The following is a 26,664-nucleotide window of genomic DNA, read 5'->3' on the forward strand; positions in this document are numbered from 1 at the left end:
CGTGTGACGGCGGCGGGAACTCAGGCCGCCGTGGGCTCAGGCTTGCGGCGCAGGAAGAGCAGGAAGAGCAGCCCCACGCCCAGAATGCCCGCGAAGGTGATGAGGCCGTCGAACGCCACGCTCGCGCGAGCGCCCAGGCCGCGGAAGCCCGAGGCGTGCCCATCCAGGGCGGTGACGTAGCTGATGGCGAAGTTGGAGGCCGCGACGAAGAGCGTGTACTTCGTGGTGACGGCGGCCCCCTCGTTGACCATCTCGAGCACCATGCCGGCGAAGGCCGCGAAGCCCGCGCCATTGGCGAAGCTGTAGAGGAGCGTGCCCCAGACATAGGTGGTGGGCGTCATGGGCGCGGCCGCCATGGCGAGGGCACTCAGCCCGGTGAGTCCGCCCATGAGCGCGTAGTTGAGCTTGCGATTCATCCGGTCCGACAGCCACCCGCCCATCAGCGAGCCGAGCGCCCCGGTGACGCCCATGCCCAGGCCGTTGACGAGTTCCACCACGTGCTCGGGCACCTGGTAGTCGCCCGCCATGGCGCTGAAGAGGTTGGTGAGCGCGCCGCAGCTCACCGGCATGAGGCACAACACCAGCATGACGAGCCCATCCCGGCTGAAGGCCGTGCGCAGCAGATCCACGACGATGCCCCTCACGCGCCCCCAGGCCGCGCGCAACAGGGGCCCCGGCTCGGCCCGAGCGCCCGCGCGCTCGACGATGAAGAAGATGCCCACCCCGCTGCCCAGCACCAGCACCGCCATCACCACGCCCACCACCTGCCGCGAGAAGGAGCTGGCGAGCCAGATGCAGAGCGCGCCGAGGATGCTCGTGGCCCCCACGTTCCCGGCCATCTGCCAGCCACCCGTGCGCCCCTTGTCCTCGAGCCGCGTGGTGGTGGCCATGAGCCCGTTGAGCGCCGCGTGCGCCGTGGACGCCGTGGCCTGCATGCCCGTGAGCAGCAGCGTGTAGAGCCCGAGGTGCTTGGAGGGCTCCTCCAGGAAGGCACACGCGAGCAGGAACAGCGCCGTGAGCAGCGTGGCGACGCCGTACCAGACGCGCCGCCAGGGCCCCAGGTCGATGAGCGGCACCCACAAGAGCTTCCACGCGTGCGGGGAGAAGGCGGTGCCGGACAAGAGGCCGATCTCCGCGAGCGGCATGCCCTCGCGCGCCAGCCAGTAGGGAACCGCCGTCTGCAGGAAACCCACGGCGGCGCCGAACTGGATCTCCAGCAGGCCGAACAAGGGGGGCCAGGACCAACGCTCTTCGGAGGTGGCGGGCGCCACCGCTTCGGACTCGATCACGAATGACTCGGGAGATAAGGGGTCGACACGGCTCTTCTCTAACGAGGGGGAATGGAGAGACCGAAGAGGCGCCCGACCTCGCGAAAAAACTTGTCGAAGGAGTCCGAGCGGCGCGCCGCCGCCAGATCGAACAACTCCGTCAGGGCTGGCTGGTGGAGTGTTTCGCTATAGCCATCCGGCATGCGTTGGTCCAGCCATCCCTTGGCGTCCCGAATGTCCTCGGGACGTGAGGGCGGAGTGAGATCCACGGGAAGCTTACGCTGGCCCCGAAGCGACTCCGCCGCGGTGAGGAACCACGCTTCGTACTCACGCATGGCGATGACCACGGAGATATCGCGATCCGGACGACAGTCCCTGGCCTGGGCGAGCAGCCTGGGACCCAATTGGCAGGGGAGATCATCATCGGCGTCGAGCAGGATGAGGATCCGGCCATCGTTGCCGACCTTGCGCGCCATGAACTCGACCGCGCGCCGCAGTCCCTCCTCCTTGACGAGTTGCCCCCGGGGAATGCGGAACGGATTCAGTACGGAGAAATGAAACCCTGGCTCCATTTCCCGAGCGACCCTCCGCAAGAGGATGGGCAGTGAATGAACCTCGCCGTGGCCTTCGACGATGAGGCCAACCTTCATTGCGCCTCCAGTGCGAAGAGCTGGAGCTGCTTGGAGGCGGGAACATCCTCGCGGTCCGGTGTCAGCTGATTCGTCTTCAGCAACTCTCCAGCCGTGTAGAGCCGATCCCTGAGCGTGTCGCGCGTGGCCTCGTCGAGCCTCGCGATGAAGGTCCTTCCCTGCTCAGCCACCACCGAGACGATCTCCTGAGCGGAGACCTCGGGAGCATCGAGCAACTCGGGGCTATGGCTCGTCACGATGACCTGAGCATGGCGGGAACCATCGCGCAGAGCATCTCGCACGATACCAGCCGCCGCGGGATGCAGGGCCACTTCTGGCTCCTCGATCCCCACGACCCGCACGTCATCCTCGGCTCGCGCCTGGAGAAGGGCGACCAGAATGCCCAACGCACGCAGCGTGCCGTCCGACATGTTGATGGCCGGAAAGCGCCAGGGATCCTTGGACCCCTCGACGTGCTGGCGAAACTCCAGCGTTTCCAGGTGTCCGACACGCTTGTGATCTACCCCCTCCAGTCCAGGTACGATGCGGCTGAGGTACTCCTCGATGCGTCGCTTGGTGTCGCCCTCGTCGACCTTCTCCAGACGCTCGAGCACACTGGACAGGTTGAGGCCATCACGTGCGAGCAGTTCTCCCTTGTCAGGCGGCTGAAGGGAGCGAATCTTGTCGGGATTCAGATTGTAGAACCCCATCTTGGAGAGGACATCGAAGACAGGGCGAAACTCTGGCAGGCCGGCGGCGTTGACGAGGTAGAGGCGATCAGCCGAACCCGGTGGCGAGACAGGCACGGGCTTGATGGCCACTGTGCCCTCTTGCACGAGGTACTTCGCCTCTCCTACCACGCACTCCTCGCGCAGCACGGAGTAGTCACCATGAGGGCGTGCGCCAACCTCGAACGAGAAATGCCCAATCGCTCCATCGGGCAGCTGAAAATCAAGGCGGATCGCGAAGTTCTTCGGATGACCGCTCGATCTCTGGAGAACTTCTTGCACACCGCCACGGTCACGCAGCGCATGATCAAGCGAGGTCCGCAGGGCGTCCGAGACAAGCCTCAGTGCATCCAGGAAGTTGCTCTTTCCGGAGCCGTTGGGCCCCACGAGAAACGTGAGGGGCCCAAGCCGCACGTCACATGCGGCGATGCTGCGGTAGTTGCGCAGTTGCACCCGCGTCAGGAAGGGGACGCGCCCACTTGGCATGCGGAGGGAGGTTTGCCTGGGAGTCTCAGGTGCTGGCATCAAGGCGCTCCAAGTGGTGTCGCTCCGCACCCGTCCCCTCGTCGCGAGGACAGTGCAGCATCCACGAGCGGCGGAGCGTAACTCAAGGGGCATGGCCCACAAGGTTTGTCTTGCGCACGGGCTCGGAGTGACTTCACGGTAGCACGCGGGGCGGCCAGGGATGGGCTTCCCCTCTACAAATGCTGGCCCTCGCGCAGGGGGGCGAGGATGGCGCGGCCCACGGCGGGGTAGTCGCCGCTGAAGTGGTGCCCGCCCTCGAGCTTCAGCACCCGCGCGCCCGGCACGTCCGCGAGCAGGGGGCAGAGACTCTCGCTGGCCTCGTCGCTGCCGTACAGGCACACCACGGGCATGCCTCCGAGCGACCTCACCATGGGCAGGATGGGCTCGCCTCCGCCCCCGCCCAGCAGATCCACCACGTGCACCTCCAGCTCCGCGTCCTGGCTCGGCGCGATGAGCGCGAGCGCCTGGACGTTCTTCCGGGCCTCGGCGGACAGCTTCGCCACCACCGACGGCAGCACGTCCGCCCCGCGCGAGTAGCCCACCAGCACCACACGCGTCTTCTTCCAGTCCCGCAGGTAGTGCGCGAGCACGCGCTCCAGATCCTTCGCCGTGGCCTCGGGCGTGCGCCGCTTCCAGAAGTAGCGCAGCGAGTCCCAGCCCACCACCGGCACGCCCTCGGCCGCCAGCACCGAGGCCACGTCGCGATCGATGCCCGCCCAGCCGCCATCGCCCGACAGCAGCACCGCCAGCGAGTCCCCTCCCTCCTTGCCCGCGGGCACCTGGATGAGGGGAAGATCCGACACGTCCACCAGCGGCGTGCCGCTCTCCTCGTCCCGGGTGGCCGTCACCGGCGGAGGGGGCGAGGCGCGGCGCACGAGCTGGGCCTCGGCCTGGAGCACCGCGTCCTTCCACCCCGCCAGCGGCACCAGACTCCGCCCCACCCCGGGCACCCGTGTCACCTGCGCCTGCCGCACGCCCTCGGTGAAGGCCCGCGCCCGCTCCGCCGGGAACACCGTGTCCTTCTCGCCCACGAGCACCCTCCAGGGCTCGGCCAGGGACTTGAAGGGCTCCAGCCGCTCGCCCTCGCGCGTGTGCTGGCGCACGAGCCCACTGCCCCGGCACAACGTGCCGCCCATGCGCAGCACGGGGTGGAACCCCAGGCTCACCCCGCCCGCGAAGGTGTTCACCGGCGCCTGCACGAGGCTCGCATACACCAGGCCCGCCCCCGCCCCCGTGCCCAGCAGCACCGGGTGCAGGTACTCGGGCAGGCCCAGCTTCTTCTGCGTGGACTGGCTGAGCGCCTCCAGGTCTCCCGCCGGGTAGGCGCACTTCTTCCCTGCCCCCACGGCCTCGAGATACGCGGGCGTGCGCACGCCCAGCACCAGCGCCCCCTGGCCCGCGAGTTCCTTCGCGAGCGCCCGCTCCCCCGCCCCCCACCCCTCGTCTCCCGACAGGAAGAGCACCACCGCGCTCGGTGCCCCCGCCGGCCGCACCAGCGCCACCTGGCCGAAGCGGCCGAAGGACAGCGTGTCCCCCACGTCCGCCGCCGCGCCCACCGACGCGGCGAGCAGCGCTCCCATCACGGCCCAGCCCTTCAAGTGATTCATCGTGCCACCAATCCGGTGATGCCCCGCGAGACGAGGGAGCCCACGCCCGCGAGCACCCGTGGAAACGCGAGCCCTCCGGGAGAAGCCAGGTAGCGCGGCGTCCACACCGGCTTGAACTTCTCCTTGAACCGCCGCAGTCCCTGGAAGTTGTAGAAGTGCTCGCCGTGGGTGAAGAGGAACGCGCCCGCGCGCTGCCACAGTGGCGCGAGCGCGTGGGACTCGAAGCCGGAGAAGGGCGCCATGCCCAGGTTGAAGCGCTCGTAGCCCTGCTCGCGTCCCCACAGCATGAGCGACACGAAGAGGTGATCCATCACTCCCCGGGGCGCGCCCGGCCGGTAGCGCATCAGGTCCACCGACAGCTCCACCTTCAGCTCGGGCGCCCAGAGGTTGGCGAACCCGAGCAGCTCCCCGCCCTGGCGCACCACCGCCACCGGGCCCTCGCGCAGGTAGCGCTCGGAGAAGTAGCCGAGCGAGAAGCCCTTCTCGCGCGTGTTCTTCTCCCCCAACCACGCGTCCGAGATGACCCGGAGCTGGGGCAGCAACGGCTCCACGCCCTCGCGCGGCACCACCTCGAAGGAGAGGCCCTCCTTCTCCAGCTTGCGGTGCGCGTGGCGCAGCGAGCGGCGCTCGGGCGAGTCCAACTGGAAGCCCGCGAGCGGCACCGTGGCCTCCTCGCCCAGCTTGAGCAGCGACAGCCCCAGGTCCAGGTAGCGCGGCAGCGAGCCGGGACCCACCTGGTAGAAGCACGCCCAGCCATGGTGCCTGTCCACCAGCTCGCGGAAGCGCCACGCCAGCTCCGTGCCCTCCTCGGGCGTGCCGCCCACCGGGTCTCCCATGGACACCCAGGCGCGCCCCGCCACCCCGTACATGAGGAAGGCCGTGCCCGCCTCGTTGAACAGCAGCGACTTGTCCCCCACGAGCGCCAGGTGGCTCATGGACTCGGGGCAGCGCGCCACGAGTGGACGGACCCGGGCCAGGGCCTCCTCCGAGGGAGGCTCGCTCCGGGGCGAGGAGGGCCCGAGCAGCCGCGCCAGGCCGAACAGCAACATCACCCCGCCCACGCCCACCGAGGCGCGCAGGAAGCGCGGCGCGTCGCCCTCGAAGGTGAACTGCCACCACAGCTCCCCGCCGTAGTCCAGGTGCCGGTAGGAGAAGAAGCCGAGCCACACCGACGCGCCCACCACGGCGGCGAGCGCCAGGAGCCACGGTGCGCTGAAGCGCTCGGCGAAGAGCGAGGTGTGCCGGTAGAACTGGGCGCGGAAGGGCACCAGCACCAGCGCCAGCGCGAAGAGCAGGCTCGCCTCCTCGAAGTCGAGCCCCTTCACGAGCGACAACACGCCGCCGCTCACCAGCAGCCCGAGCGTCAGCACGTAGGCCGCGTCCAGGCGCCGCTGCAGGCCCCGGCCGAGCAGCACGAGCGACACGCCCGCGAGGCTGCCGAGCAGGTGGGACAGCTCCAGCAGGGGCAGGGGCAGCCAGCGGCGCAGCACGAGCAGGCGTCCGGCCACGGTGGGCGTCGCGCCGGAGAAGAGCAGCACGGCGCCCGCGAGCACCGCCCCCGCCGCGGCCATCAGCGGCACCACCGGGCCGAACGAGGCGTGTACGCCCTTGACCAGCCGCGACACCTGCTCGCGCCGGCGCAGCAGCTCGCCCGACGCCAGCACCCCCGCCGCGAGCACGAAGGGCCCGACGTAGTAGATGGCGCGCCACGCCATGAGCGAGCCCAGCACGGCCGGAGCGGGCACGCGCGGGGTGAGCGCCGCGACGAGGATGGACTCGAAGACGCCCAGGCCCCCGGGCACCTGGCTGAGCAGCCCCGCCACCTGGCCGAGCATGTACAGGGCGATGAAGACGGGCGGGGACAGGTCCGCGCCCTCGGGCAGCAGCAGGAAGAGCACCCCCGCGGCGAGCAGCCAGTCCGCGCCCGACACGAGCACCTGCCCCAGCGCGAGCCGGAGCGAGGGCAGCGCCACGGAGTGCCCGCGCACGGAGAGGGGCTGGCGCCACACGGCGCACAGGACGACATAGCCCAGGGTGGCCGCGAGCAGCACGGCGCCCAGCAGCCGCGAGCCCAGGGGCAGCGCCACGAAGCCGGGCACCGGGACGGGCTCGGCCACGAGGGCCAGGCCCCCGGTGAGCCCCAGGCCCAGCCACAGGGTAAGGCCACAGAAGACGGCCACCCGGGACACGTCCACCACGCTCAGGCCCCAGGCGGAGTAGAGGCGGTAGCGCACGGAGGCGCTGCTGAGCATGGCCATGCCCAGGTTGTTGCCGAAGGCGTAGGCGATGAAGGACGTCATCGCCACCCGGGGGTAGGGCAGCGCCTTGCCCGCGTACGCGAGCGCCAGGACATCATAGAGCGACAGCAGGGCGTAGTTGGCCACGGTGACGGCCACGGCCAGACCAACGCGGCCGAGGGGCAGGGCCGCGAGCGCCGTGGACACGTCGTGCCAGTGGAACTCGCGCAGCTCGCGGTGGAGGACCCAGGCGGACAGGCCCAGCAGCACCATGGGCAGGAGCGCGGCGAGTACGCGGGAGGGCTTCATGCCCCTCGCGCATAGCAAGGCGCCGGAGCGGAGGCGCGGGCGGCCCCGGCCCATGTGCTCACCGTTGGAAGCTTCGGACGAAATCCATCCCGGAGAAGACAGCACCCCCGAGCAGAAGGAGGCCCATGCCCCGCACTCCCCAGGTCATCGCGCGGAGGGAGAAGCGCTGGCCGAGGCGCCACGAGAGCCCCACGAACACGGCCTCCCAGCAGGCCACGCCCGCGCCCGCGCCGAGGCCGAAGGGCAGCGCGCCCAGGCGCGTGAAGTGCACGAGCTGCCGGGCATGGAGGAAGGCGACCGCGCCGCTCCAGGTGGCCAGGAGCGTGGGGTTGAGCGCGGACACGGAGAAGCCCACCAGGAACCCCGCCGCGCGCCCTTCGGGCTCCAGCACCGAGTCCCCTCCCGGGGACCACCGGGCGAAGTACACCCCGAGCCCCACGAGCAGCAGCGCGCTCAGGCCCTTGGAGACGGGGAGCACGGCGGGGTGCTCGGAGAAGAAGTGGGTGAAGCCCCAGAAGGCCACGGCGGCATAGCAGGCCTCGGCCAGCGCGGCGCCCAGGCCCACGCGCAGGGCCACCCCATGACGTCCTCGCAGGCACTCGGAGAACACCATCACCGCCACGGGTCCCGTCAGCGGCATGGAGCCGATGAAGCCGAACGCGAAGGCGACGAGCGCGGTGACGAGCAGAGCCATGTCCGACTTAGAACACCGAACCGGGGGGGACCGGGCGGGAATGCCTGCCCGCGCACGCGCCGACGCCGGGACACCGAGCCATGCACGACGGCTCCATGCGGGCCATTGCTCACCGCCCCACGGAGGCGCGGAGGAAGTCCTGGAATCTCGCATTAGTATGTGAATTAAGTTGCGCCTCATGAACGCCCGCCTCACTCCGCCCTCCCAAAGCTCCGCGCCGTGGCGCCGGAGGGGTCACAGCCTCACCGAATACGCCCTCATCACGTTCCTCGTGGCCCTGGGGACGATCGGGGTGGTGGGGCTGTTCGGCGACAACCTGCGCCACCTCTTCGGGACGAGCTCGGAATCCCTCGCGGGGGCCTCGAACGGGCAGAACGGGGGCAGCGCGCCCTCCACGGACCTGAGCAAGTGGAGCATCAAGGGCTCGGGCAGCAACACGGGCAACCCGGGCGGGAGCTCGAACTCCGGGGGCTCGGACACAAACGACTAGGCCCGTGGGGCTCAAGCCCCGCGAGGTGGCCTGTCACGCGGCCTGACTCCCGTCGTCGTCGCGCACCACGAAGGCGAGCTGTCCCGCCTCGGTGCCGCGCGTGGGGGTGAAGCCGAAGCGCCCTCCACACGCCTCCTGGGTGTCCGCCGAGACGAGCACGCCGCCCGGAGGGGCGCGCCGCGCCAGTTGCCGCGCCTGCTCCATCGGCGAGCCGAGCACCGTGTACTCCCACCGGCCTCCCCGCGGGCCCACGTTGCCCACCAGCGCCTCGCCGGTGGCCACGCCCACGCGCACCTCCAGGGCCACCCGGGACGTGGCCCGCGCCTCCAGCCGGGAGCGCACCGCCAGCGCCGCCTCCACCGCGCGCCGCGCATGATCCGCCATCCGCTGCGGATCCCCGAACACCGCGAGCACCCCCTCGCCCCGCAGCGAGTCCACGCGCCCCTTGCGCGCGAGCACTTCGCGCACCACCCCGTCGAGCGCCTCGCGCAGCTCGCCCACCACCTCCTCGGGAGGCAGGCGCTCCAGGGCGCCCGTGGCGCCCTGCACCCACGCGCACAGCACCGACACGCGCTGGCGGGAGCCCTCCAGGCTCAGCGCGCCCTCCGAGGCGGACACCAGCCGCTCCAGCTCGGCGTCATCCACGTAGCCCTCGAAGGTGTGACGCATCCGCGAGCGCTCCTGCTCGTCGGCGGAGATGCGCCCGGCGAGCACCAGGCAGAAGGCCAGCACCGAGGCCACCATGGGCCCGAGCGGCCCCAGCACCAGCCCGCGCTCGGCCAGCAGCAGCGCCCCGCCCACCACCCCGAGCAACACCACCAGCACCGAGGCGAACGTCAGCGAGGGGCGCAGCACCAACACCGCCGCCGTCAGCAGCGCGCCACACAGGGCGATGAGCGCGAGTTGCAGGCCCAGGGGCAGCTCGCGCACGGGCCGCTCCTCGAGCAGATCGCTCAGGAGCGAGGCATGCAGCAGCACCAGCGGCAAGGTCTGACCGTTGGCGAAGGGGCCCAGGTCGCGCACGCTCTCGGCCGTCTGCCCCACCAGCACGTACTTGTCCTTGAGATGCTCGGCCAGCGCGGGGGGGAAGACGGGCTCGCGCGCCTGGGCGAGCTCCGCGTAGAGCGCGCCGTAGGAGAGCACGTCCGTGGCCCCGGGCTCGCGGAAGCTGGCCAGCACGGCGCTGCTGTCGTCGGCGGGCACGTGCAGGGCCCCCAGCCGCACGCCGCCCGGCTCCTGGAGGATGTCGGAGATGGGCAGCCCCAGGCCGCGCATGTACATGCTCAGCGCGAGCGTGGGCAGTGCCCGTCCCGCCAGGTTCGACAACAGGTACGCGCCGCGCACGTTGCCAGAGGCCGAGCGCGCCACCTCCACCTGCGCCACCGCCGAGCCGCGCAGCAGGGGCTCCTGGGGCGCGAGCACGCCCTGGCACCCGAAGCGGGGCGTGGGGCCCGGGCCGAGGGAGGAGGACTCGAGCCGCCGGGCCAGCGCCTGGGCCTTGTCGTTGGCGTCGAAGGTGCACGGCGCGGCCAGCACCACCCGGCCGTACCGGGAGATGGCCTCGCCCAGGGCCGCGTCCGCGCCGGGGCCGTCGCGCGCCGGCAGGTAGAGGAAGGAATCGATGCCGAGCGCCTTCACCCCGGCCCGTCCGAGCGCCTCCACCATTTTCGCCTGGACGTGGCGCGGCTGGGGCCAGCCCACCGAGTCGATGGAGGGCTGATCGATGGCGAGCAGCACCACCTGCTTGTTCCACGGCCGGGGACGGGCCGTCAGCAACAGGCCCTGGGCGCGCTCCTCGAAGGCGCGCCAGGTGCGCGTGGGCGCCAGGGCCATCACGAGCGCGGTGGCCAGCGTGCCCAGCAGCACGCCGCGCCGCACCCGCCGCCGCACCCGGCTCCGGGCGCTCTCCTGCTCGCGCGAGGGGTCTCTCGCGAGCGCCTGGAGCAGCGCCTCCATGCTGGGGAAGCGCTCCTTGGGCTCGTAGCTCAACCCGCGCAGCACCACGTCGGTCAACCACGGCGGCACGCGGGCGCGGGTGCGCGAGGGCTGGAAGTTCCGGGCCCGGATGTTGCGCTCCAGCACCGCCTCGTTGCTGCCCGCGAAGGGCCGGCAGCCGTGGAGCGTCTCGTACAGCGCGGCGCAGAAGCTGAACTGGTCGCTGCGCTCGTCGACGGGGGAAAGGAGCGTCATCTGCTCGGGCGCCATGTACCCGGGCGTGCCCACCACCCGCCCCGCCAGGGTCAACTCCTGGCCGAGCCATCGCTCCTGTCCGGGTGCGCCCTCGGGCCGCGGGGCCTCCGGGACGCTCTCCCGGGAGCGGGCCAGCCCGAAGTCCGACACCCGCACCGAGCCGTCCACGCCGATGAGGATGTTGCTCGGCTTGATGTCGCGATGGATGAGGCCCGCGGCGTGCGCGGCGGCCAGCCCCGCTCCCGCCTGGCGGAAGATCTCGAGAATCTGACGCGTGGAGCGAGGCGTCCGGGCCCACTCGCGCAGCGTGGTGCCCTCCACGTACTCCATGGCCACGAAGAGCTGGCCTTCGAGGTGGAGCAGGTCATGGATGGTGACCACGTTGGGATGCGAGACGCTCGCCATGGCCTGCGCCTCGCGCAGGAAGCGGGTCTTGTGCTCCTCGTGCTCCGGGCGCTCGGACATCCAGGAGTGCAGCAGCTTGATGGCCACCCGGCGGTGCAGTTCGGGGTCATGCGCCAGGTAGACGGCGCCCATGCCGCCCGTGCCCAGCACGCGCTCGATGACGTAGCGGCCCACGCGGCTGCCGGGCTCGAACTCCTTGGAGGCGGAGAGGGCCAGGAGTCCCCGTGGCGGCACCTTCCGGGAGCCCTCCGCGCGCGTCGTGTCCTCGGTGGGCGGCTCGGAGGGCCGCATCGGGGCGGTGGGGCGCGAGTCGCGGGAGGGGTCCGCGGCGGTCGGGGCGAGTTCCGCCTGGCATCGCGTGCACCCGCCCAGGTGGGCCTCCACCCGCTGCCGCCGCTCGGGGGGAAGCTGGCCCTGGAGGAAGAGGGAGACCTCGTGCGGCTTCAGACACGCCGGAGAGGGGAGTTGGGCGGAGGGAGGACGAGGCGGGGGAGCCATGGAGGAGTGCCTCGAAGTATAGCCGTCCCCGACCGGACCCGGACGAGCCCGGCACTCTCCGGGCACGACTGGGACTCCAGGAGGCTACCGACGTGGCCGAGGACCCTCACGGCCCGGGTTGGAAGGAAGTGTTCACCACGGCGATGGAAGGAGCAGCGCGGGAGGTGACCCGGATTCGCGAGGAGGGCATCATCCACGCTCCCTGCTCCCTTCATCCCATGACGCTCTCGGCGGAAAAGCTACTGGCCATCGCAAGCAACTACTGGGATTCGAGCAAGGACTTCTATCTTCGACAAGAGACGAGCCCCAGGACGGAAAGACTCCAGGCGGCCTGGACCCGAGAGCTTGAAAACGTTGAGCGCTGGTGGTCGTTCCGGGATGATCTCCAGCGCTCGCTTCCTGGGTTCGAACTCAAGCTCATGGGAAGCACGGCGGATGCTGGCTTCCGCTTTATCGCATACCCAATCCTGTGCACTCAGCTCCCACGATACGATTGGTCCATCGTTGGGTGCATCAGCATCCTGGCCCCCGTGTATACAGTGTATGCCGTAGAATATGATTACACCGATGGCAACCGAAGTCAGCTCAAAGCCATGTTCGAGCCCACACGTCCAGGTATGGACTTCCCAGTCCGTGTAATCTCCAGGAAGATCGAGGAGACTTTTGGATTCAGCGCGGTTCCGAGCGATATCGCGCGAACTCCCATTCCTCTGTTCGTGGAGTCCAAAGAACCTCCACATACCACGCTGTTTGATGCACTCTTCACGAGCGAACCTGCCAGCATTCCCTAACCACGCAGCCGCAGTAGGATGGGGCTTCTGGCCGTCGATGGGTCCACTACTCGGCCGCCCTGGAGGATCTCCACCGCACATGCTAGTCCATCACCCGACTGCGAAGTGATTGTGATTCCCCTCGTACAAGCGCAGCGCCGACACTGTCGCCAAGGGCTTCTCGTATATCTGCGACCTTGTCGAGGCAGACAGAGAGATCTTCAATGGTCTGAGGAGTGTCTCCCATGAGCGCATGGAGTTGGCGGACAAGGGAAAGGGACTCCTCGTAGGCTGCATTGGCCTCCGGGAGGTGGCCCAAGCTTTGTTGTACGCCCCCTACCTTGTTGAGGGAAACGAAGAGGTCGCGGAGGGCCTCGGGCATGTCTCCCAGGACAGAGCGCAGTTGTCGGGTAAGGGAAAGGGACTCCTCGTAAGCAGCATGGGCCGCTGGGAGGTGGCCCAGGCGTTGGTGCACTTCTCCTACCCTGTCGAGGCAAACGGAGAGGTCGCGCAGGGCCTCGGGCGTGTCGCCCAGCGCAGCGCGGAGTTGTCGGGTGAGGGCCAGGGACTCCTCGTAAGCAGCACGGGCGGCCGGAAGGTGGCCCAGGCTTTGCTGCACATCTCCTACCCTGTCGAGGGAAATGGAGAGGTCGCGCAGGGCCTCGGGCGTGTCGCCCAGCGCAGCGCGGAGTTGTCGTCGAAGGACCAGGGACTCCTCGTAAGCAGCATGGGCCGCTGGGAGGTGGCCCAGGCGTTGGTGCACTTCTCCTACCCTGTCGAGGGAAACGGAGAGGTCGCGCAGCGCCTCGGGCGTGTCGCCCAGCGCAGCGCGGAGTTGTCGGGTGAGGGCCAGGAACTCCTCGTAAGCAGCACGGGCGGCCGGAAGGTGGCCCAAGCGTTGGTGCACCTCTCCTACGTTGTCGAGGGAAACGGAGAGGTCGCGCAGGGCCGCGGGCGTGTCGCCCAGTGCAGCGCGGAGTTGTCGTCGAAGGGCCAGGGACTCCTCGTAAGCAGCACGGGCGGCCAGGAGGTGGCCCAGGCGTTGGTGCACTTCTCCTACGTTGTCGAGGGAAACGGAGAGGTCGCGCAGCGCCTCGGGCGTGTTGCCCAGCACAGCACGGAGTTGCCGGGCGAGGGCCAGAGACTCCTCGTAAGCAGCACGGGCGGCCGGAAGGTGACCCAAGCGTTGCTGCACACCGCCTACGTTGTCGAGGGAAACGGAGAGGTCGCGCAAGGTCTCGGGCGTGTCGCCCAGCGCAGCGCGGAGTTGTCGGGTGAGGGCCAGAGACTCCTCGTAAGCAGCACGGGCGGCCGGAAGGTGGCCCAGGCGTTGGTGCACATCTCCTACCCTGTTAAGGGAAATGGCGAGGTCGCGCAGGGCATTGGGCGCGTCGCCCAGCGCAACACGGAGTTGTCGGGTGAGGGCCAGGGACTCCTCGTAAGCAGCACGGGCGGCCGGGAGGTGGCCCAGGCGTTGCTGCACACCGCCTACGTTGTCGAGGGAAATGGCGAGGTCGCGCAGGGCCTCAGGCGTGTCGCCCAGCGCAGCACGGAGTTGTCGTCGAAGGGCCAGGGACTCCTCGTAGGCAGCCAGCGCTGGCACAAGATCGCCTCGCCAAATGGCAAGACTTGCTAGCTCATCCATCAGTGATACGCGATAGCGATCATCATGAGGCCCAAGCACATTGACAGCCTGCTCCAGATGCTCCGCAGCCGCAGCTGAGTCTCCATGCGCCTTCTCGGCCAGGGCGAGCATATGGAGTGCCTGAGCCTGTAGGCGTGGCACTGCCTGTGAGTCCTTGAAGGCAAGCTCTCGTGCCCTGCGAGCTGTTTCGACAGCTTCGATCGTTCGCCCAGATGAGAGCAGTGCATCCACCCGAACAAGCAGAACCTCTATCTGTCTTGGATCGCCGCCAACAGCCTTCGCCAGGAGTCGTTCCGATTCGGCAAGAGCAAACTCCATCAGCCTTTCGGACTCAGGGATCTTCCCGCTCTCGGCCAGTTCCGACAAGAAGCCTGCCTTGATGCTGGACTCTCTCGGTATGCTCTCCGCAACCAGAGGTAGTTCAACCACCAAGGCACGAATGGACCAAAGGTCGGAAGCCGCCTCCCGCATCGGGAGCTTCATCTCCGGAGGCGCAACGAGTACAAGGCCACCGCGCAGGTGTCGGCGAAGGGCATCCCGCCGCTCGTTCATGCGAGAGACCAGCTCGAGCCAGGCCTCTCGCCAGGGTCGCTCCGCTCCATCTCCTGGATCGGGGCTCAAGGCTTCCACCCACGTGCATCCCGCGTTCGCAGCTTCCGGGGCGAACAGGGTGGAAAGCATGCCCTTGAGACCCGACGGACTCTCAGGCTGGAAGGGCTCCAACCGGCGCGTCATCCCCCGGAGCAGTCGCTCGGTACGGCGACGGAGTACTCCTGAACTCAGCGGAGACGGCGAGAAGATGAACCCCAGCCAAAACCCCTCGGCGAGTTCCAGCTGCCGTCGCAATCTCAGCCATTCCGCTTCACCTCCAGGGCCGATGTCCGCTTCGGTGACGGGCTTCATGGCGATTCACGCCTCTCTGTCAGGTATCCTGCGCTGAGCGATTGCTGGCCGCCTCCACCTGAGCCTTCACGACGTCGCGCACGAGCGGATGCACGTCGTACCACTCGTCACCGTTCCGGTAATAGAGCGCGAGATGCGTATCCAAGTAGCGCGCGAGATCGTGCAACTGCTTGATTTCTGGAAGCGCCACACCATGTGTGGTCGCGATCAGGTGGAGCCACTTCGCATCCGCATCGGCAATCGGGAGGAACTCGGTGCGGACTTGCGCGATGGCGGCATCGACCGTCTCCTTCGGCACCGGCAGTCGATCCGCCCGGCGGATGACCTCGGAGATCAGCCGGAGGAAGTCGCGCAGATGCCCGCCGGACAAGAGGATCAGCCTGTCGAGCGTTTCCCTCTCCGGGCCGAGCAGTCGCTTCCAGTCGTTTCGCGCGGAGATGAGCTGTTCCAGCAAGTCGAGACCGGGCTGGAAGACGTTTCCGGAGCTGTCTCTCACCTTGAGGGCTGGCAGAACCTGGACGCCCCCCGGGGAGTAGAGCGTTCCGAGATTCGGGGACAGCACCTTCAGATAGGGAGGGATCGTGTAGACGACGTGCAGGTGGTCGAAGTGGAGTTTGTCACTGTGACCATTGAACAGGTTCACCACCGAGTCCTGGACGGCGATCGCATTGGTCGACGTCCCTCGGATGTGCTCCATCGAGTCCAGCAGCAGCACGACCTCCGTATCAGGACCGAATCGCTCCTTGACCTTGCGCACGCAATCCGTGACGTAGGCGCGCACGTCCTCCACCAGCGCCCCGAGATGCCCCGCCATGCGCTTCTGGAGCGTCTCCCGGAACGAGGGGTCGCTCTTGAGCGCGACCTTGATTCCCACCGTGGAGAAGTCCGGAATGCTGACGTTGGTGCGCTTCAAGAAGTTGGGGAAGCGCTCCCAGTATCCTTCCTTCGCGGGATCAATCGGGAGGAAGCCCTCTTTCTGGAGCGCATCGCCGAAGGCACCAGCCACCGCCAGCAGGAAGTCGATGATGTCGACGCTCTGCGACAGGTTGATGTAGTCCTCGATGTCGCAGAGCACGACCTTGTAGTCACCCTGCTCGCCCAGGTACTTCCGCAGGCGGTGCAACTCGGTGCTCTTGCCGCTCCCCCGAAAGCCGGAGAAGAGCTGCACGCTCTGCCCGAGGGCGAACTGGATGGAGCGCGCGAGCAACTTGACCGGGTCATGCTGCGCCAGTTCCGGAGTGTCGTACAGCCGCACGTAGCGGCTCGTGTCGCGCTCATCGAACTTGATGGGCTCGTCGGTGACCGCGCGGAAGAAGGAGCGGAGGAATGCCAGGTCTTCGGTTTTCATGCGCGTTGTCTCCGTCCGCGAAGGGCCGCCGGTTGGCAGGACGGTGAACCCCGCGCTCCTAACAGATGCGCCGTGCACTGGCGAGATGCTGGCACGCCTGCCCGCCTACTGGGGCCCGCGCAGCCGCAGCCGAATGGGGCCTCGGGCCGTCGACGGGTCCACCACCCGGCCCCCCTGGAGGATCTCCACCTCGCCCCGCGCCACCAGCCGCCGCGCCGCCTCGCGCACCGGCTCCATCCGCTCGCGCCAGTCCTCCCCTCCCTCCGCCCTCGCCACCTCCGAGGGACACATCGTCGCCCCCCTCGCCCGCGTCGCCAGCATGTCCAGGATGCGCCGCTCGAGTCCGTCCTGGCGCCCCGCGTCCTTCCGGCGCCTGCACCGCTCGGAGCAGTAGCGCACCTGCGCCCAGTCCTTCTCCCACTTCTTGCGCCAGGTGATGCTCCGGCCGCAGACCGCGCACGTCTTCGGGGCGGGAGTCGTCATGAGTCTCCCGCCCCCAAGGTTCAGCCGCGCGAGAACGCGTCGCCGACGATCTGCCGCGCCTCGTTCACCAGCGCGTCCAGGTGCGCCTGGTCCCGGAAGCTCTCCGCGTAGATCTTGTACACGTCCTCCGTACCCGAGGGCCGCGCGGCGAACCACCCGTTGTCCGCCACCACCTTCAGCCCGCCCAGCTCCGCGTTGTTGCCCGGCGCCCGCGTGAGCCGCTGGGTGATGGGCTCGCCCGCCAGCGTCGTGGCCCGCACCGCCTCCGGCGACAGCTTCTTGAGCACCGCCTTCTGCGCCGACGTGGCCGGTTGATCAATCCGCGTGTACAGCGGCGCGCCGAACTTCTTCGTCAGCTCCTGGTAGTGCACGCCCGGGTCCTTGCCCGTGCGCGCCAGGATCTCCACCGCCAGGAGGTCCAGGATGATGCCGTCCTTGTCCGTGGACCACACGCTGCCGTCGTGGCGCAGGAAGGACGCGCCCGCGCTCTCCTCGCCGCCAAAGCCCAGCGAGCCATCCAGCAGCCCATCCACGAACCACTTGAAGCCCACCGGCACTTCCACCACGCGCCGACCGAGGTCCCCGGCCACGCGGTCGATCATGCTGCTGCTCACCAGCGTCTTGCCCACCCCCACGTCCTGCTTCCACTGGGGCCGGTTGCGGTACAGGTAGCTGATGGCCACGGACAGGTAGTGGTTGGGGTTCATCAACCCCACGCTCCGCGTCACGATGCCGTGCCGGTCCGAGTCCGTGTCGTTGCCGAACGCGATGTCGTAGCGGTCCTTGAGCTCCACCAGCCCCGCCATGGCGTAGGGCGACGAGCAGTCCATGCGGATCTTCCCGTCATGGTCCACGCGCATGAAGCGGAAGGTGGGGTCCACCGTCTTGTTCACCACCTGGAGGTTGAGCCCGTAGCGCGCGGCGATGGGCTCCCAGTAGTCCAGGTTCGAGCCGCCCAGCGGATCCGCGCCAATGGACAGCTTCGCCCCGCGCACCACGTCCAGGTCCACCACGTTGCGCAGGTCTTCCACGTACGGGGTGATGAAGTCGTAGCGCTCCAGGTGGGCCACGTTCTGCGCGCGCTCGATGGGCATGCGCCGCACCGCCGCGTTGCCCGAGCCGAGCAGCTCGTTGGCGCGCTTCTCCATCCAGCTCGTGATGTTGGTGTCCGCCGGGCCGCCGTTGGGCGGGTTGTACTTGATGCCGCCGTCCTCGGGCGGGTTGTGCGAGGGGGTGATGACGATGCCGTCGGCCAGGCCCGTCTGCCGCCCGCGGTTGTGGGTGAGGATGGCGTGGGAGATGACGGGCGTGGGCGTCGCGCCGGGCGTGTAGCGCACGCGCACCTCGTTGGCCGCGAGCACCTCGAGCGCCGTGCGCTGCGCGGGCTCGCTCAGCGCGTGCGTGTCCATGCCCAGGAACAGCGGGCCGTTGATGCCCTGCTTCTCCCGGTACTCGCAGATGGCTTGCACGACAGCCAGGATGTGCGCCTCGTTGAAGCTGCGGCGCGCGGCCGAGCCACGATGGCCCGAGGTGCCAAACGCCACGCGTTGCTCGGGCTCGCGCACGTCCGGCAGCTCCGAGTAGTACTGCGAGCGCAGGGTGTCGGGGTTGATGAGGATGGAATCGGGAGGGGGCTTGCCAGCGAATTGATGGGCCACGCGGCCACTCTAGCGCCGCGCGCCCTCACGGCACGCCCCGTTTTCCGCGATGTTCTCCCGTTCACGCCTCCCCTCTGCGGGGAAGGCGTGGGGAGCCCGCGTCAGCGGCTACAGGTGCTGGGGAACGGCCTTGTCCCCGGGGAAGCGGCTGCCGCCCAGCTCCTGGCTCTCCTCGAACATCTCGCTGTCCTCCTCGTAGCCGGAGCCGCCCGTGCCCGGCTCCTGCGAGGGATCCTGGTCGCGCACGTCCGCCTTGTCCTTGGAGTTGCTCGTGCCGCTCGCGTCCGGGTTGGTCACCGGATCCTCGTAGCCCGAGCCCCCGGTGCTCCCGCGGTCCTCCTGCGGCACCGAGTAGTCGTCATACACGCCCGTGTTGCCCTTCCCGGATTCATCCCCCGCGCCCCCCGTGCCTACCTCGGAGGGCTGCCCCACCTGGGGAACGGGTGCCGGCTCCGAGCGCCGGGCGGACATGTCCGACGAGCACGCCGTCCCCAACACCATCGCCCCCGCGACGAGTCCGGTCCACAACAGCCTGGTCCTGGTCATACGCCTCTCCTCTGAAAATTCCGTGGTGTGTGCGCCGAGGGGAATATGGTCAGGGCGCCCATGGGCGACAGGCGGCCCTCGCGTGGCTGGCCGCTCCCCCGGGAGCGGAGCGGCCCCCCTGGTGGCGTTGGGCCCCCAATCATGGCGCCGTGCGCCATGAATCGAGGAAGTAGAAGAGAACCGCGCCTTCCGTGAACACCCTCCTATACTGCCGCGCCCAGAGGGGGTTCACCCACGAATGAGCAGCAAGCGCATCCTCGGAATGATTCTCGCCGGCGGCCAGGGCACACGCCTGGCGCCCTTGACAGCCAAACGCTCCAAGCCCGCCGTGCCGTTCGGCTCGAAGTTCCGCATCATCGACTTCGCGTTGAGCAACTTCCTCAACTCGGGCGTCTACTCCATCTACGTGCTCACGCAGTTCAAGGCGCAGTCGCTCACCGAGCACATCCAGCGCGGCTGGCGCTTCGGCTCGGGGCTGCTCGCCGACTACTTCATCACGCTGGTGCCCGCGCAGATGTACCTCTACGAGGAGCTGGGGCCGGTGTGGTACCGCGGCACGGCGGACGCCATCTACCAGAACCTGCACCTGGTGGAGAACTACCGCGCCGACAACGTGGCCATCTTCTCGGGTGATCACATCTACAAGATGAACGTCGCGCACATGCTCGAGCAGCACGAGGCCACGCGCGCCGACATCACCATCGCCGCCTATCCCACGCCGCTCGCCGAGGCGCACCGCTTCGGGGTCATGCAGATCGACGAGCGCGGCCGAGTCACCGACTTCCAGGAGAAGGTGAAGAACCCCCCGGCCATGCCGAGCAAGCCCACGCACGCGCTGGCCAGCATGGGCAACTACATCTTCAAGAAGAAGGTGCTCCAGGAGCTGCTGGAGATCGACGCGAAGACCGAGGGCAGCCAGCACGACTTCGGCAAGGACGTGCTGCCGCGCGCGCTGCGCGACGGCTACAGCATCCAGGCGTATGACTTCCACTCCAACCCCATCCCCGGCCAGGACCGCGCCAACACGTACTGGCGCGACGTGGGCACGCTCGAGGCCTACCACGAGGCGAGCATGGACCTCGTGTCGGCCAACCCCGAGTTCGACGTCTTCAACCCGGAGTGGCCGCTGCGCACCGCGGTGGAGTTCAGCCCCCCGGCCAAGTTCGTCCACGAGGCGGGCGAGCGCATGGGACGGGCGCTGGACTCCATGGTGGCCGGCGGCAGCATCATCTCCGGCGGCACCGTGCGCCAGAGCATCCTGTCGCGCCGCGTCCGGGTGAACTCCTACTCGCTCGTGGAGCGCTCGGTGCTCTTCGACGAGGTGGACATCGGCCGGCACGCCCAGGTGAAGAACGCCATCATCGACAAGGGCGTGCGCGTGCCGCCCCACACGAAGATCGGCTACGACCTGGCGGCGGACAAGGAGCGCGGCTTCACCGTGACGGACAGCGGCATCGTCGTGGTGCCCAAGAACTACTCGTTCGACTGAGGCGGAGCGCTCAGGCGAAGGTGTCCAGCTCCTCGAGGAGGCGGTCCACGTCCGCCTCCGTGTTGTACAGGTGGGGCGAGACGCGCAGGCTGTCGCCGCGCACGCTCACGAACACCCGGCGCGCCGCGAGCTTCGCCGGCATGTCCGGGGGATAGCCCCCGGGGTTGCGCAGGCCCATGAGGTGCCCGGCGCGCAGGCCCTCGGGGGCCACCTCCAGCCCGAGCGCGCGCGCCCCGGCCGACAGCCGCGCCGTCAGCACGCCCACCGTCTCCTGGATGTCCGCCACGCCCCAGGAGGTGAGCTGGCGCAGGGCCGCGAGCGCCATGGGCACGAGCGCGAAGTTGCTGCGCTCGCCCACGTCGAAGCGGCGCGCCCCGGGCTGGAAGTCGTCCCGGTAGTCCACCAGACGAGCGAAGTCCTCGCTGCCCGCGCGCGTGAGCCAGTTGTGCTCCAGCGGGCGGCCCCCGCGCCAGCGCGGCGCCACGTAGAGGTAGCCCAGGCTGTAGGGCCCCATCATCCACTTGTAGCCCGCCGTCACGAGGAAGTCCGGCCGCACCCGCTCCACGCTCAGGGGCAGCGCGCCCAGCGACTGCGTCGCGTCCACCGCCAGCGCCGCGCCCACCTCGCGCGCCCGGGCGCCCACGCGCTCCAGGTCCACCAGGCTCCCATCCGTCCAGTGACAGTGCGGCAGCGCCACCAGCGCCGCGCGCTCGTCCAGCTCGGCGAGCACCGCGCGCGTCCAGTCCCCGTCCGGCGGCCGGCGCACGGTGACCACCTGCCCGCCCGAGCGCTCGGCCAGCTCGCGCCACGGGTACACGTTGGAGGGGAACTCCTCGGCGAGCACCAGCAGGCGCTGGCCCACGCGCACCGGCACGTTGGCCGCCGCCACCGCCATGCCGTAGCTCACCGAGGGCACCAGCGCCACACCCTCCGCGTCCGCCTCCACCAGGCTCGCGAAGAGCCGGCGCAGCGCCTCCGACTCGGTGAAGAAGTCCTCGGGCCGCACCTGCCAGGGCCTCGCCTTGCGCGCCACGGCCTCGCGTCCCGCCTCCGTCACGGCGTGGGACTGGGGCGACATGTACGCGCAGTTGAGCCAGGTGAGGCCCTCGGGCAGGTCGAACAGGTGGCGTTGGTTGGGCAGGCGCATGGGCCCGGAGCATAACGCCCCGGCAGCCCCGCGCCCGCCCTCCGTCGCCGTTGTGTCTACTTGCGCAGGCGGCTGATGAGCCAGCTTCCGCCCGCCAGGCTCAGCACGGTGCCCAGGGCGCGCACGGGCTGGGTGCGCAGGCGCGACTCCAGCACGTCCACCCGGTCCGCCAGCAGCAGCAGGGCCACGTGCCGGAAGTAGTGCTCGGGGATGTCATACGCCACGCTCCGCAGAATGCCGCTCAGCCCCTTGGGCGGAATGGCCGTGCTGAAGACGGGCGTCAGCTCCTCGAGCGACGCGCGCTTGAGCACGGGCACCTCCGGAGGAGGCTGACGCTCCGGCTCCTGCCAGTGCGCCCCGCCGCGCACCCGGGGCTCGAGCAGCATGGGGACTCCGGGCCGGTTCCTGGGATCCTCGTCCGCGCCCCAGCCCCTGATGTCGGTGTGTTCTCGCTGTGCCATGTCCGGCCTCCTCACGCGTGTCCGTGCGGCAACAGCACGCACTTGATGCACCCGTCCTTCTTGCCCGAGAAGATGTCGTACGCCTTGGACACCTCGGCGAGCGGGAAGCGGTGGGTGATGATGCCCTTGGCGTCGATGCGCCCCGCGCGGATGTGCTCCAGCAGGTGGCCCATGTAGCGCTTGGTGTTGCACTGGTTCATGCGCATCGTCAGGCCCTTGTTCATCGCCGTGCCGATGGGGATGAGATTGAAGGGGGGCCCGTACACGCCGATGATGGACACCGTGCCGCCCTTGCGCACGGCGTTGATGGACCAGTTGATGGCCGTGGGCGAGCCCGCCTGCAGCTTGAGCTTCACGCCGAGGAGGTTGTTGAGCGTCTCGCCCTCGGCCTCCATGCCCACCGCGTCGATGCACACGTCCGGCCCGCGCCCGTCCGTCATCTCCTTCAAGGTGGTGATGATGTCCTCCTCCTCCTTGAAGTTGAGCGTCTCCACCTGGCTGTACTTCCTGGCGAACTCCAGGCGGTAGGGGACATGGTCCACGGCGATGACGCGCCCGGCGCCCATGAGCCACGCGGACTTCTGGGCGAAGATGCCCACCGGGCCACAGCCGAACACCACCACGGTGTCCCCCGGCTGGATGTTGCCCATCTCCGCCCCCTGGTAGCCCGTGGGCAGGATGTCGCTCAGGAAGAGCACGTCCTCCTCTTCCATGTCGTCCGGAATCTTCATCGGCCCCACGTCCGCGAAGGGCACGCGCACGTACTGAGCCTGGCCGCCCTCGAAGCCGCCCGTGGTGTGCGAATAGCCATACACGCCCGAGGCGAGGTCGCTGTTGGGGTTGCTGCTCTCGCAGTTGGCGAACAGGCCGCGCTTGCAATAGAAGCAGCTGCCGCAGGAGATGTTGAAGGGCACCACCACCCGGTCCCCGGGCTTGAGGTTGCGCACCGAGCGGCCCACCTCCTCCACCACGCCGGCGAACTCGTGGCCGAACGTGCACCCCACGCGCGTGTCCGTGACGAGCCCGTGCAACAGGTGCAGGTCCGAGCCACAGATGGCCGTGCGCGTCACCCGGACGATGGCGTCATTGGGGTGGAGGATGACCGGATCCGGCTTCTTGCCCACCGACACGCGGTAGGGCCCTTCGTAGACCATCGCTTGCATGCACCGCTCCTGTTCCGCGGCCCCCCGGCCGCGGGTAATGGGTGTGTGTGAGGTGAAACACGGGTCAGCTCTTGTGCGGCTTGAGCTTCTCCACCATGGCCTTGATGGACTGGTTGATGATGCCCGCCGCCTTCGGGTCCCCCTTGAGGATGGCCTCGGAGAAGTGTCTGGCCTGCTCCACGGAGATGTGCGGCGGCAGCGGCGGCACGTCCGGATCCACGAAGGCCTCCAGCACCACCGGACGATCCGACTCCAGCGCCCGGTCCCACGCCCCGGCGATCTGCTCCGGCTTGTCCACCCGGATGCCGCGCAGGCCAATCGAGTCCGCGTAGCGCGCGTAGGGGAAGTCCGGCAGGTCCTGCGACGCCTTGAACTCGGGGTCGCCGTTCATCACCCGCTGCTCCCACGTCACCATGTTCAGGTCGCGGTTGTTGAGCACCAGGACGATGAAGCGCGGATCCTTCCACTCGCGCCAGTACTTGGCCACGGTGATGAGCTCGCTGTTGCCATTCATCTGCATGGCCCCGTCGCCCACCAGCGCGATGACGGGCCGCTCGGGGTAGGCGAACTTGGCGCCAATCGCATACGGCACCCCGCAGCCCATGGTGGCCAGGTTGCCCGACAGGGACGCCATCATCCCCCCGCGGATCTTCAAGTCCCGCGCGAACCAGTTCGCCGTCGACCCCGAGTCCGCCGCGAGAATCACCCGGTCCGGCAGCTTCGGCGACAGCTCGGAGAACACGCGCTGCGGGTTGATGGGGTTGGCGTCCACCATCGCCTGGCCCTCCACCACCTTCCACCACTTGCGCACGCTCTTCTCCACCCCCTCGCGCCAGCTCCGGTCCTCCTTGCGCTTGAGCAGCGGAACGAGCGCGCGCAGCGTCTCCTTGGCATCGCCCGTGAGCGGCACCTCCACCGGGTAGCGGATGGCCAGCATGCGCCCGTCCAAGTCGATCTGCACGGCACGCGACTGGCCTTCGGGCGGCAGGAACTCCGAGTAGGGGAAGCTCGTGCCCACCATGAGCAGCGTGTCGCAGCCCATCATCATGTCCCAGCTCGGCCTGGTGCCGAGCAGACCGATGGCGCCCGTCACGAAGGGCAGGTCATCCGGCAGCACCGCCTTGCCGAGCAGCGCCTTGGCCACGCCCGCCCCCAGCAGGTCCGCCACCTCGAGAATCTCCGGCGCCGCGCGCATCGCGCCCGCGCCCACCAGCATCGCCACCTTGCCGCCCGCGTTGAGCACCTCCGCCGCGCGCCGCAAGTCCCGCTCCTGGGGCACCACGCGCGGCGCGCTGTAGCCCACGCTCGAGTGCACCGTGCCGTGCTTCATCGGCGGCGGCTCGTAGGGCTGCTCCTGGATGTCGTTGGGCAGGATGATGCACGTCACCGTGCGCTGGGCCTGGGCGATGCGCATGGCCCGATCCACCGCGTGGCGGATGGCCGAGGGGTGCGTCACCATGGTGAGGTACTCGGCCGCCACGTCCTTGAAGAGCGTCGAGAGGTCCACCTCCTGTTGGTAGTGGCCGCCGAGCGCCATGCTCGCCTGCTGCCCCACGATGGCCACCACCGGCTGGCGATCCAGCTTCGCGTCGTACAGGCCATTGAGCAGGTGGATGGCCCCGGGCCCCGACGTCGCCATGCACACGCCCACCTCGCCGGTGAACTTCGCGTGCGCGCACGCCATGAAGGCCGACATCTCCTCGTGGCGCGATTGGATGAACTGGAACTCGGAGTTGCGCCGCAGCGCGCCCATGACGCCGTTGATGCCATCACCCGGGTAGCCGTAGATGCGGCGCACGCCCCACTGGCCCAACCGGTAGAGCAGGTAATCGCTGACGGTGCCACTCATGGCGTGTCTCCCTCGGGCGGACCGCTTGGAGGTACACCTCCCCCCGTCAGGGCCCCCGCCGTGGCGAAAACCTACGCACGCCCCCGGAGGCGGGAGCAGGCCGCGCTCCCCTCCTCGCAGCCCATCTCGCCCTAGCCCTGGGCACCCGGGGGCCCGCCCGTCCGCCTGCTCCTTCCGTCGCCCCGCCGACGCCGGAAATGAACGGAAGACGCGCACCGTGGCTCCCATCCTTTACACTTCTCCAAGAGAACGGAGCCGACGCCGTGTTGCCCTATTTTCCTTTCGAACAAGCGCTGTTCGCGATGCGGCTCGGCGTGCGCGCGCTCCGTCCGGACGAGCCGCTCATCGAGGTGGAGGAGCCGCGCTACGCCGAGGAGCTCGCGCTCAAGCAGTCCCTGCTCGCCGAGTCCCAGCGCGTGCGCTTCGCCGCCCTGCCCGACACCCTCGCGGCCCAGTGGGAGACGCTCACCGAGCTGCTGCCGCTCATGGCCCGCCAGCACCCCCGCCACTTCGCCCTGGAGCGCACGGGGGACGCCTGGCTCTGGCACAACCACCTGCTCGGCACCCGGACGCGCTTCGTCCCCGGCGATCCGGACAGCCTCCCCCTGGCCCCGCTCGACTGGCTCGGCCGCCAGGTGCAGGAGGATCTCCTCCTCATGGACGGCGCGCGCGAGGGCATGCCCCTCATCGCCGGACAGCTCTGCTTTCCCGCGGGCTGGTGCCTCGCCGACAAGCTGGGCCACCCGGTGCTCGACATCCACGCGCCCGTGCCCGGCTTCGGCGAGCAGCTCGGCGGCGCCACCGTGCGCCTCATGCGCGGACTCAAGTCCGGCCGCCCCGTCACCCGCGTCAACTGGGGCATCAGCGTCACCCCCCAGTTGGATCTCGCGCCCTGGACGCAGCCCGAGTGGCGCCACCTGCGCCAGGAAGTCACCGCGCTCAACGCCGGGGAGAAGTGCTACCTGCGGCTGGAGCGGCAGACGCTCTCGGTGCTGCCCGCCTCGGGCGCCATCCTCTTCACCATCCACACCTACCGCGCCCCCGTGGCCTCCGAGGTGGAGGACCCCGAGCGGCGCCGCCTGCTCGCGGGCGTGCTGCGCACCCTTCCGCCCGAGACGCGCGACTACAAGGGCCTCACCGCCTTCCTCCCCCAGCTCCTCGCCTGGCTCGAGCCGGACGCCCGCTCCTGAGCGGCGCGCCGCTCTCCGCCGCCATGGGGGTTGCACGGCGGCGGAGGAGGGCGGTGGCTACCTCAGTGCTAACGCTTCGTGGCCTGGGTTAGCATGGCCATCAAGGACGCGTCATGACCTGGACACACACGCTCGTGCTTATTACAGCCTGTACTTTGCCAGGATTCGAGTTTCTGGCAGAGCCCCCATGGCATCAGCTACCCCTCCTCTCATCTGGTCCTGAAAGAGGGGGAGCGCGTAAGCCGCCAAGGAAACCCAAGTCCCCAGGAAAGGAAGAGGAGCCGCGGAAGCGCCCGGTCAATCTGAGTCGTTGCCTCGATTCGTGTGCCGCTGGTGGCGTGGTCTTCATCAACTTCTGCAACGACATCGAAAAAACCGCGACACGTGCCGTTTGCTTCTCGAAAGCCAATGAGAGCGAGCAGCAGTGTCGGG

General features: G+C 69.1%; 20 protein-coding genes. 4 read left to right on the forward strand and 16 right to left on the reverse strand.

Features of this window, described 5'->3' with window-relative positions:
* Positions 1-20: 20 nt before the first annotated feature.
* The 6 genes from F0U63_RS47860 to F0U63_RS47885 form a co-directional block, all read right to left on the reverse strand.
* On the reverse strand, positions 21-1,289 hold the full coding sequence (locus tag F0U63_RS47860) for an MFS transporter (RefSeq protein WP_395842028.1): 1,269 nt from the start codon (positions 1,287-1,289) through the stop codon (positions 21-23).
* Positions 1,290-1,327: 38 nt separating this feature from the next.
* The gene (locus F0U63_RS47865; protein ID WP_395842030.1) at positions 1,328-1,918 is read right to left on the reverse strand and encodes a DUF4276 family protein; all 591 of its coding nucleotides are present in this window, start codon (positions 1,916-1,918) and stop codon (positions 1,328-1,330) included.
* The gene (locus tag F0U63_RS47870; protein WP_395842032.1) at positions 1,915-3,078 is read right to left on the reverse strand and encodes an AAA family ATPase; all 1,164 of its coding nucleotides are present in this window, start codon (positions 3,076-3,078) and stop codon (positions 1,915-1,917) included. Before F0U63_RS47870 ends, F0U63_RS47865 begins: the two co-directional genes overlap by 4 nt.
* 245 nt (positions 3,079-3,323) lie before the next feature.
* On the reverse strand, positions 3,324-4,757 hold the full coding sequence (locus F0U63_RS47875) for a virulence factor family protein (protein WP_395842034.1): 1,434 nt from the start codon (positions 4,755-4,757) through the stop codon (positions 3,324-3,326).
* A complete protein-coding gene (gene mprF, locus F0U63_RS47880; protein WP_395842036.1) occupies positions 4,754-7,303 on the reverse strand; it encodes a bifunctional lysylphosphatidylglycerol flippase/synthetase MprF in 2,550 nt (849 codons plus the stop codon). The genes F0U63_RS47875 and mprF overlap by 4 nt, the downstream gene beginning before the upstream one ends.
* Before the next feature lie 58 nt (positions 7,304-7,361).
* Positions 7,362-7,997: a LysE family transporter gene (locus F0U63_RS47885; RefSeq protein WP_395842038.1), complete on the reverse strand. Its 636-nt coding sequence runs from the start codon at positions 7,995-7,997 to the stop codon at positions 7,362-7,364.
* A gap of 178 nt (positions 7,998-8,175) precedes the next feature.
* On the opposite strand from F0U63_RS47885, the gene F0U63_RS47890 reads away from it, so the two are divergent.
* Positions 8,176-8,487: a Flp family type IVb pilin gene (locus F0U63_RS47890; protein WP_395842040.1), complete on the forward strand. Its 312-nt coding sequence runs from the start codon at positions 8,176-8,178 to the stop codon at positions 8,485-8,487.
* Positions 8,488-8,520: 33 nt separating this feature from the next.
* Here F0U63_RS47890 and F0U63_RS47895 read toward each other — a convergent pair whose 3' ends face one another.
* Entirely contained in the window at positions 8,521-11,580 is a 3,060-nt protein-coding gene (locus tag F0U63_RS47895) for a CHASE2 domain-containing protein (protein WP_395842042.1), read from the reverse strand.
* 92 nt (positions 11,581-11,672) lie between these two features.
* Between F0U63_RS47895 and F0U63_RS47900 the strand changes: the two genes are divergently transcribed.
* Entirely contained in the window at positions 11,673-12,371 is a 699-nt protein-coding gene (locus F0U63_RS47900; RefSeq protein ID WP_395842044.1) for a hypothetical protein, read from the forward strand.
* Positions 12,372-12,453: 82 nt separating this feature from the next.
* Here the strand turns inward: F0U63_RS47900 and F0U63_RS47905 are convergent, their stop codons facing one another.
* The 5 genes from F0U63_RS47905 to F0U63_RS47925 form a co-directional block, all read right to left on the reverse strand.
* Positions 12,454-14,898, reverse strand: coding sequence for a tetratricopeptide repeat protein (locus F0U63_RS47905; protein ID WP_395842045.1), 2,445 nt, complete (start codon positions 14,896-14,898; stop codon positions 12,454-12,456).
* A 19-nt stretch (positions 14,899-14,917) separates the two neighbouring features.
* A complete protein-coding gene (locus tag F0U63_RS47910; protein WP_395842047.1) occupies positions 14,918-16,246 on the reverse strand; it encodes a hypothetical protein in 1,329 nt (442 codons plus the stop codon).
* Positions 16,247-16,351: 105 nt separating this feature from the next.
* Complete coding sequence (locus tag F0U63_RS47915; RefSeq protein WP_395842049.1) at positions 16,352-16,729, reverse strand: DUF3253 domain-containing protein; 378 nt, start codon at positions 16,727-16,729, stop codon at positions 16,352-16,354.
* A 20-nt stretch (positions 16,730-16,749) separates the two neighbouring features.
* Positions 16,750-18,387, reverse strand: a complete 1,638-nt coding sequence (gene pgm / locus F0U63_RS47920; RefSeq protein WP_395842051.1) for a phosphoglucomutase (alpha-D-glucose-1,6-bisphosphate-dependent) — start codon at positions 18,385-18,387, stop codon at positions 16,750-16,752.
* Between the two features lie 108 nt (positions 18,388-18,495).
* On the reverse strand, positions 18,496-18,933 hold the full coding sequence (locus F0U63_RS47925; protein ID WP_395842053.1) for a hypothetical protein: 438 nt from the start codon (positions 18,931-18,933) through the stop codon (positions 18,496-18,498).
* Between the two features lie 238 nt (positions 18,934-19,171).
* On the opposite strand from F0U63_RS47925, the gene glgC reads away from it, so the two are divergent.
* Complete coding sequence (glgC, locus tag F0U63_RS47930) at positions 19,172-20,422, forward strand: glucose-1-phosphate adenylyltransferase (RefSeq protein ID WP_395842055.1); 1,251 nt, start codon at positions 19,172-19,174, stop codon at positions 20,420-20,422.
* Between the two features lie 10 nt (positions 20,423-20,432).
* Here the strand turns inward: glgC and F0U63_RS47935 are convergent, their stop codons facing one another.
* The 4 genes from F0U63_RS47935 to F0U63_RS47950 form a co-directional block, all read right to left on the reverse strand.
* Positions 20,433-21,569: an aminotransferase class V-fold PLP-dependent enzyme gene (locus F0U63_RS47935; protein WP_395842057.1), complete on the reverse strand. Its 1,137-nt coding sequence runs from the start codon at positions 21,567-21,569 to the stop codon at positions 20,433-20,435.
* A gap of 56 nt (positions 21,570-21,625) precedes the next feature.
* A complete protein-coding gene (locus F0U63_RS47940; RefSeq protein WP_395842059.1) occupies positions 21,626-22,030 on the reverse strand; it encodes a hypothetical protein in 405 nt (134 codons plus the stop codon).
* Between the two features lie 11 nt (positions 22,031-22,041).
* A complete protein-coding gene (locus F0U63_RS47945; protein ID WP_395842061.1) occupies positions 22,042-23,193 on the reverse strand; it encodes a zinc-dependent alcohol dehydrogenase in 1,152 nt (383 codons plus the stop codon).
* Between the two features lie 64 nt (positions 23,194-23,257).
* The gene (locus F0U63_RS47950) at positions 23,258-25,042 is read right to left on the reverse strand and encodes a thiamine pyrophosphate-requiring protein (RefSeq protein ID WP_395842063.1); all 1,785 of its coding nucleotides are present in this window, start codon (positions 25,040-25,042) and stop codon (positions 23,258-23,260) included.
* 263 nt (positions 25,043-25,305) lie between these two features.
* Between F0U63_RS47950 and F0U63_RS47955 the strand changes: the two genes are divergently transcribed.
* Positions 25,306-26,232 (forward strand): heme-dependent oxidative N-demethylase family protein, encoded by a 927-nt coding sequence (locus tag F0U63_RS47955; RefSeq protein WP_395842065.1) that lies wholly within the window; start codon positions 25,306-25,308, stop codon positions 26,230-26,232.
* Positions 26,233-26,664: the final 432 nt, after the last annotated feature.

This window comes from Cystobacter fuscus, from assembly GCF_044360685.1.
Classification (GTDB): Bacteria; Myxococcota; Myxococcia; order Myxococcales; family Myxococcaceae; genus Cystobacter; species Cystobacter fuscus_C.

Excerpts from the sequence above, each read along its gene's own strand:
- F0U63_RS47875 (WP_395842034.1), bottom strand. The coding sequence starts at position 4,757 with ATGAATCACTTGAAGGGCTGGGCCGTGATGGGAGCGCTGCTCGCCGCG.
- mprF (WP_395842036.1), bottom strand. The coding sequence starts at position 7,303 with ATGAAGCCCTCCCGCGTACTCGCCGCGCTCCTGCCCATGGTGCTGCTG.
- F0U63_RS47940 (WP_395842059.1), bottom strand. The coding sequence starts at position 22,030 with ATGGCACAGCGAGAACACACCGACATCAGGGGCTGGGGCGCGGACGAG.
- F0U63_RS47865 (WP_395842030.1), bottom strand. The coding sequence starts at position 1,918 with ATGAAGGTTGGCCTCATCGTCGAAGGCCACGGCGAGGTTCATTCACTG.
- F0U63_RS47945 (WP_395842061.1), bottom strand. The coding sequence starts at position 23,193 with ATGCAAGCGATGGTCTACGAAGGGCCCTACCGCGTGTCGGTGGGCAAG.
- F0U63_RS47950 (WP_395842063.1), bottom strand. The coding sequence starts at position 25,042 with ATGAGTGGCACCGTCAGCGATTACCTGCTCTACCGGTTGGGCCAGTGG.
- F0U63_RS47890 (WP_395842040.1), top strand. The coding sequence starts at position 8,176 with ATGAACGCCCGCCTCACTCCGCCCTCCCAAAGCTCCGCGCCGTGGCGC.
- F0U63_RS47915 (WP_395842049.1), bottom strand. The coding sequence starts at position 16,729 with ATGACGACTCCCGCCCCGAAGACGTGCGCGGTCTGCGGCCGGAGCATC.
- F0U63_RS47935 (WP_395842057.1), bottom strand. The coding sequence starts at position 21,569 with ATGCGCCTGCCCAACCAACGCCACCTGTTCGACCTGCCCGAGGGCCTC.
- F0U63_RS47885 (WP_395842038.1), bottom strand. The coding sequence starts at position 7,997 with ATGGCTCTGCTCGTCACCGCGCTCGTCGCCTTCGCGTTCGGCTTCATC.
- F0U63_RS47925 (WP_395842053.1), bottom strand. The coding sequence starts at position 18,933 with ATGACCAGGACCAGGCTGTTGTGGACCGGACTCGTCGCGGGGGCGATG.
- F0U63_RS47910 (WP_395842047.1), bottom strand. The coding sequence starts at position 16,246 with ATGAAAACCGAAGACCTGGCATTCCTCCGCTCCTTCTTCCGCGCGGTC.
- F0U63_RS47905 (WP_395842045.1), bottom strand. The coding sequence starts at position 14,898 with ATGAAGCCCGTCACCGAAGCGGACATCGGCCCTGGAGGTGAAGCGGAA.
- glgC (WP_395842055.1), top strand. The coding sequence starts at position 19,172 with ATGAGCAGCAAGCGCATCCTCGGAATGATTCTCGCCGGCGGCCAGGGC.
- F0U63_RS47895 (WP_395842042.1), bottom strand. The coding sequence starts at position 11,580 with ATGGCTCCCCCGCCTCGTCCTCCCTCCGCCCAACTCCCCTCTCCGGCG.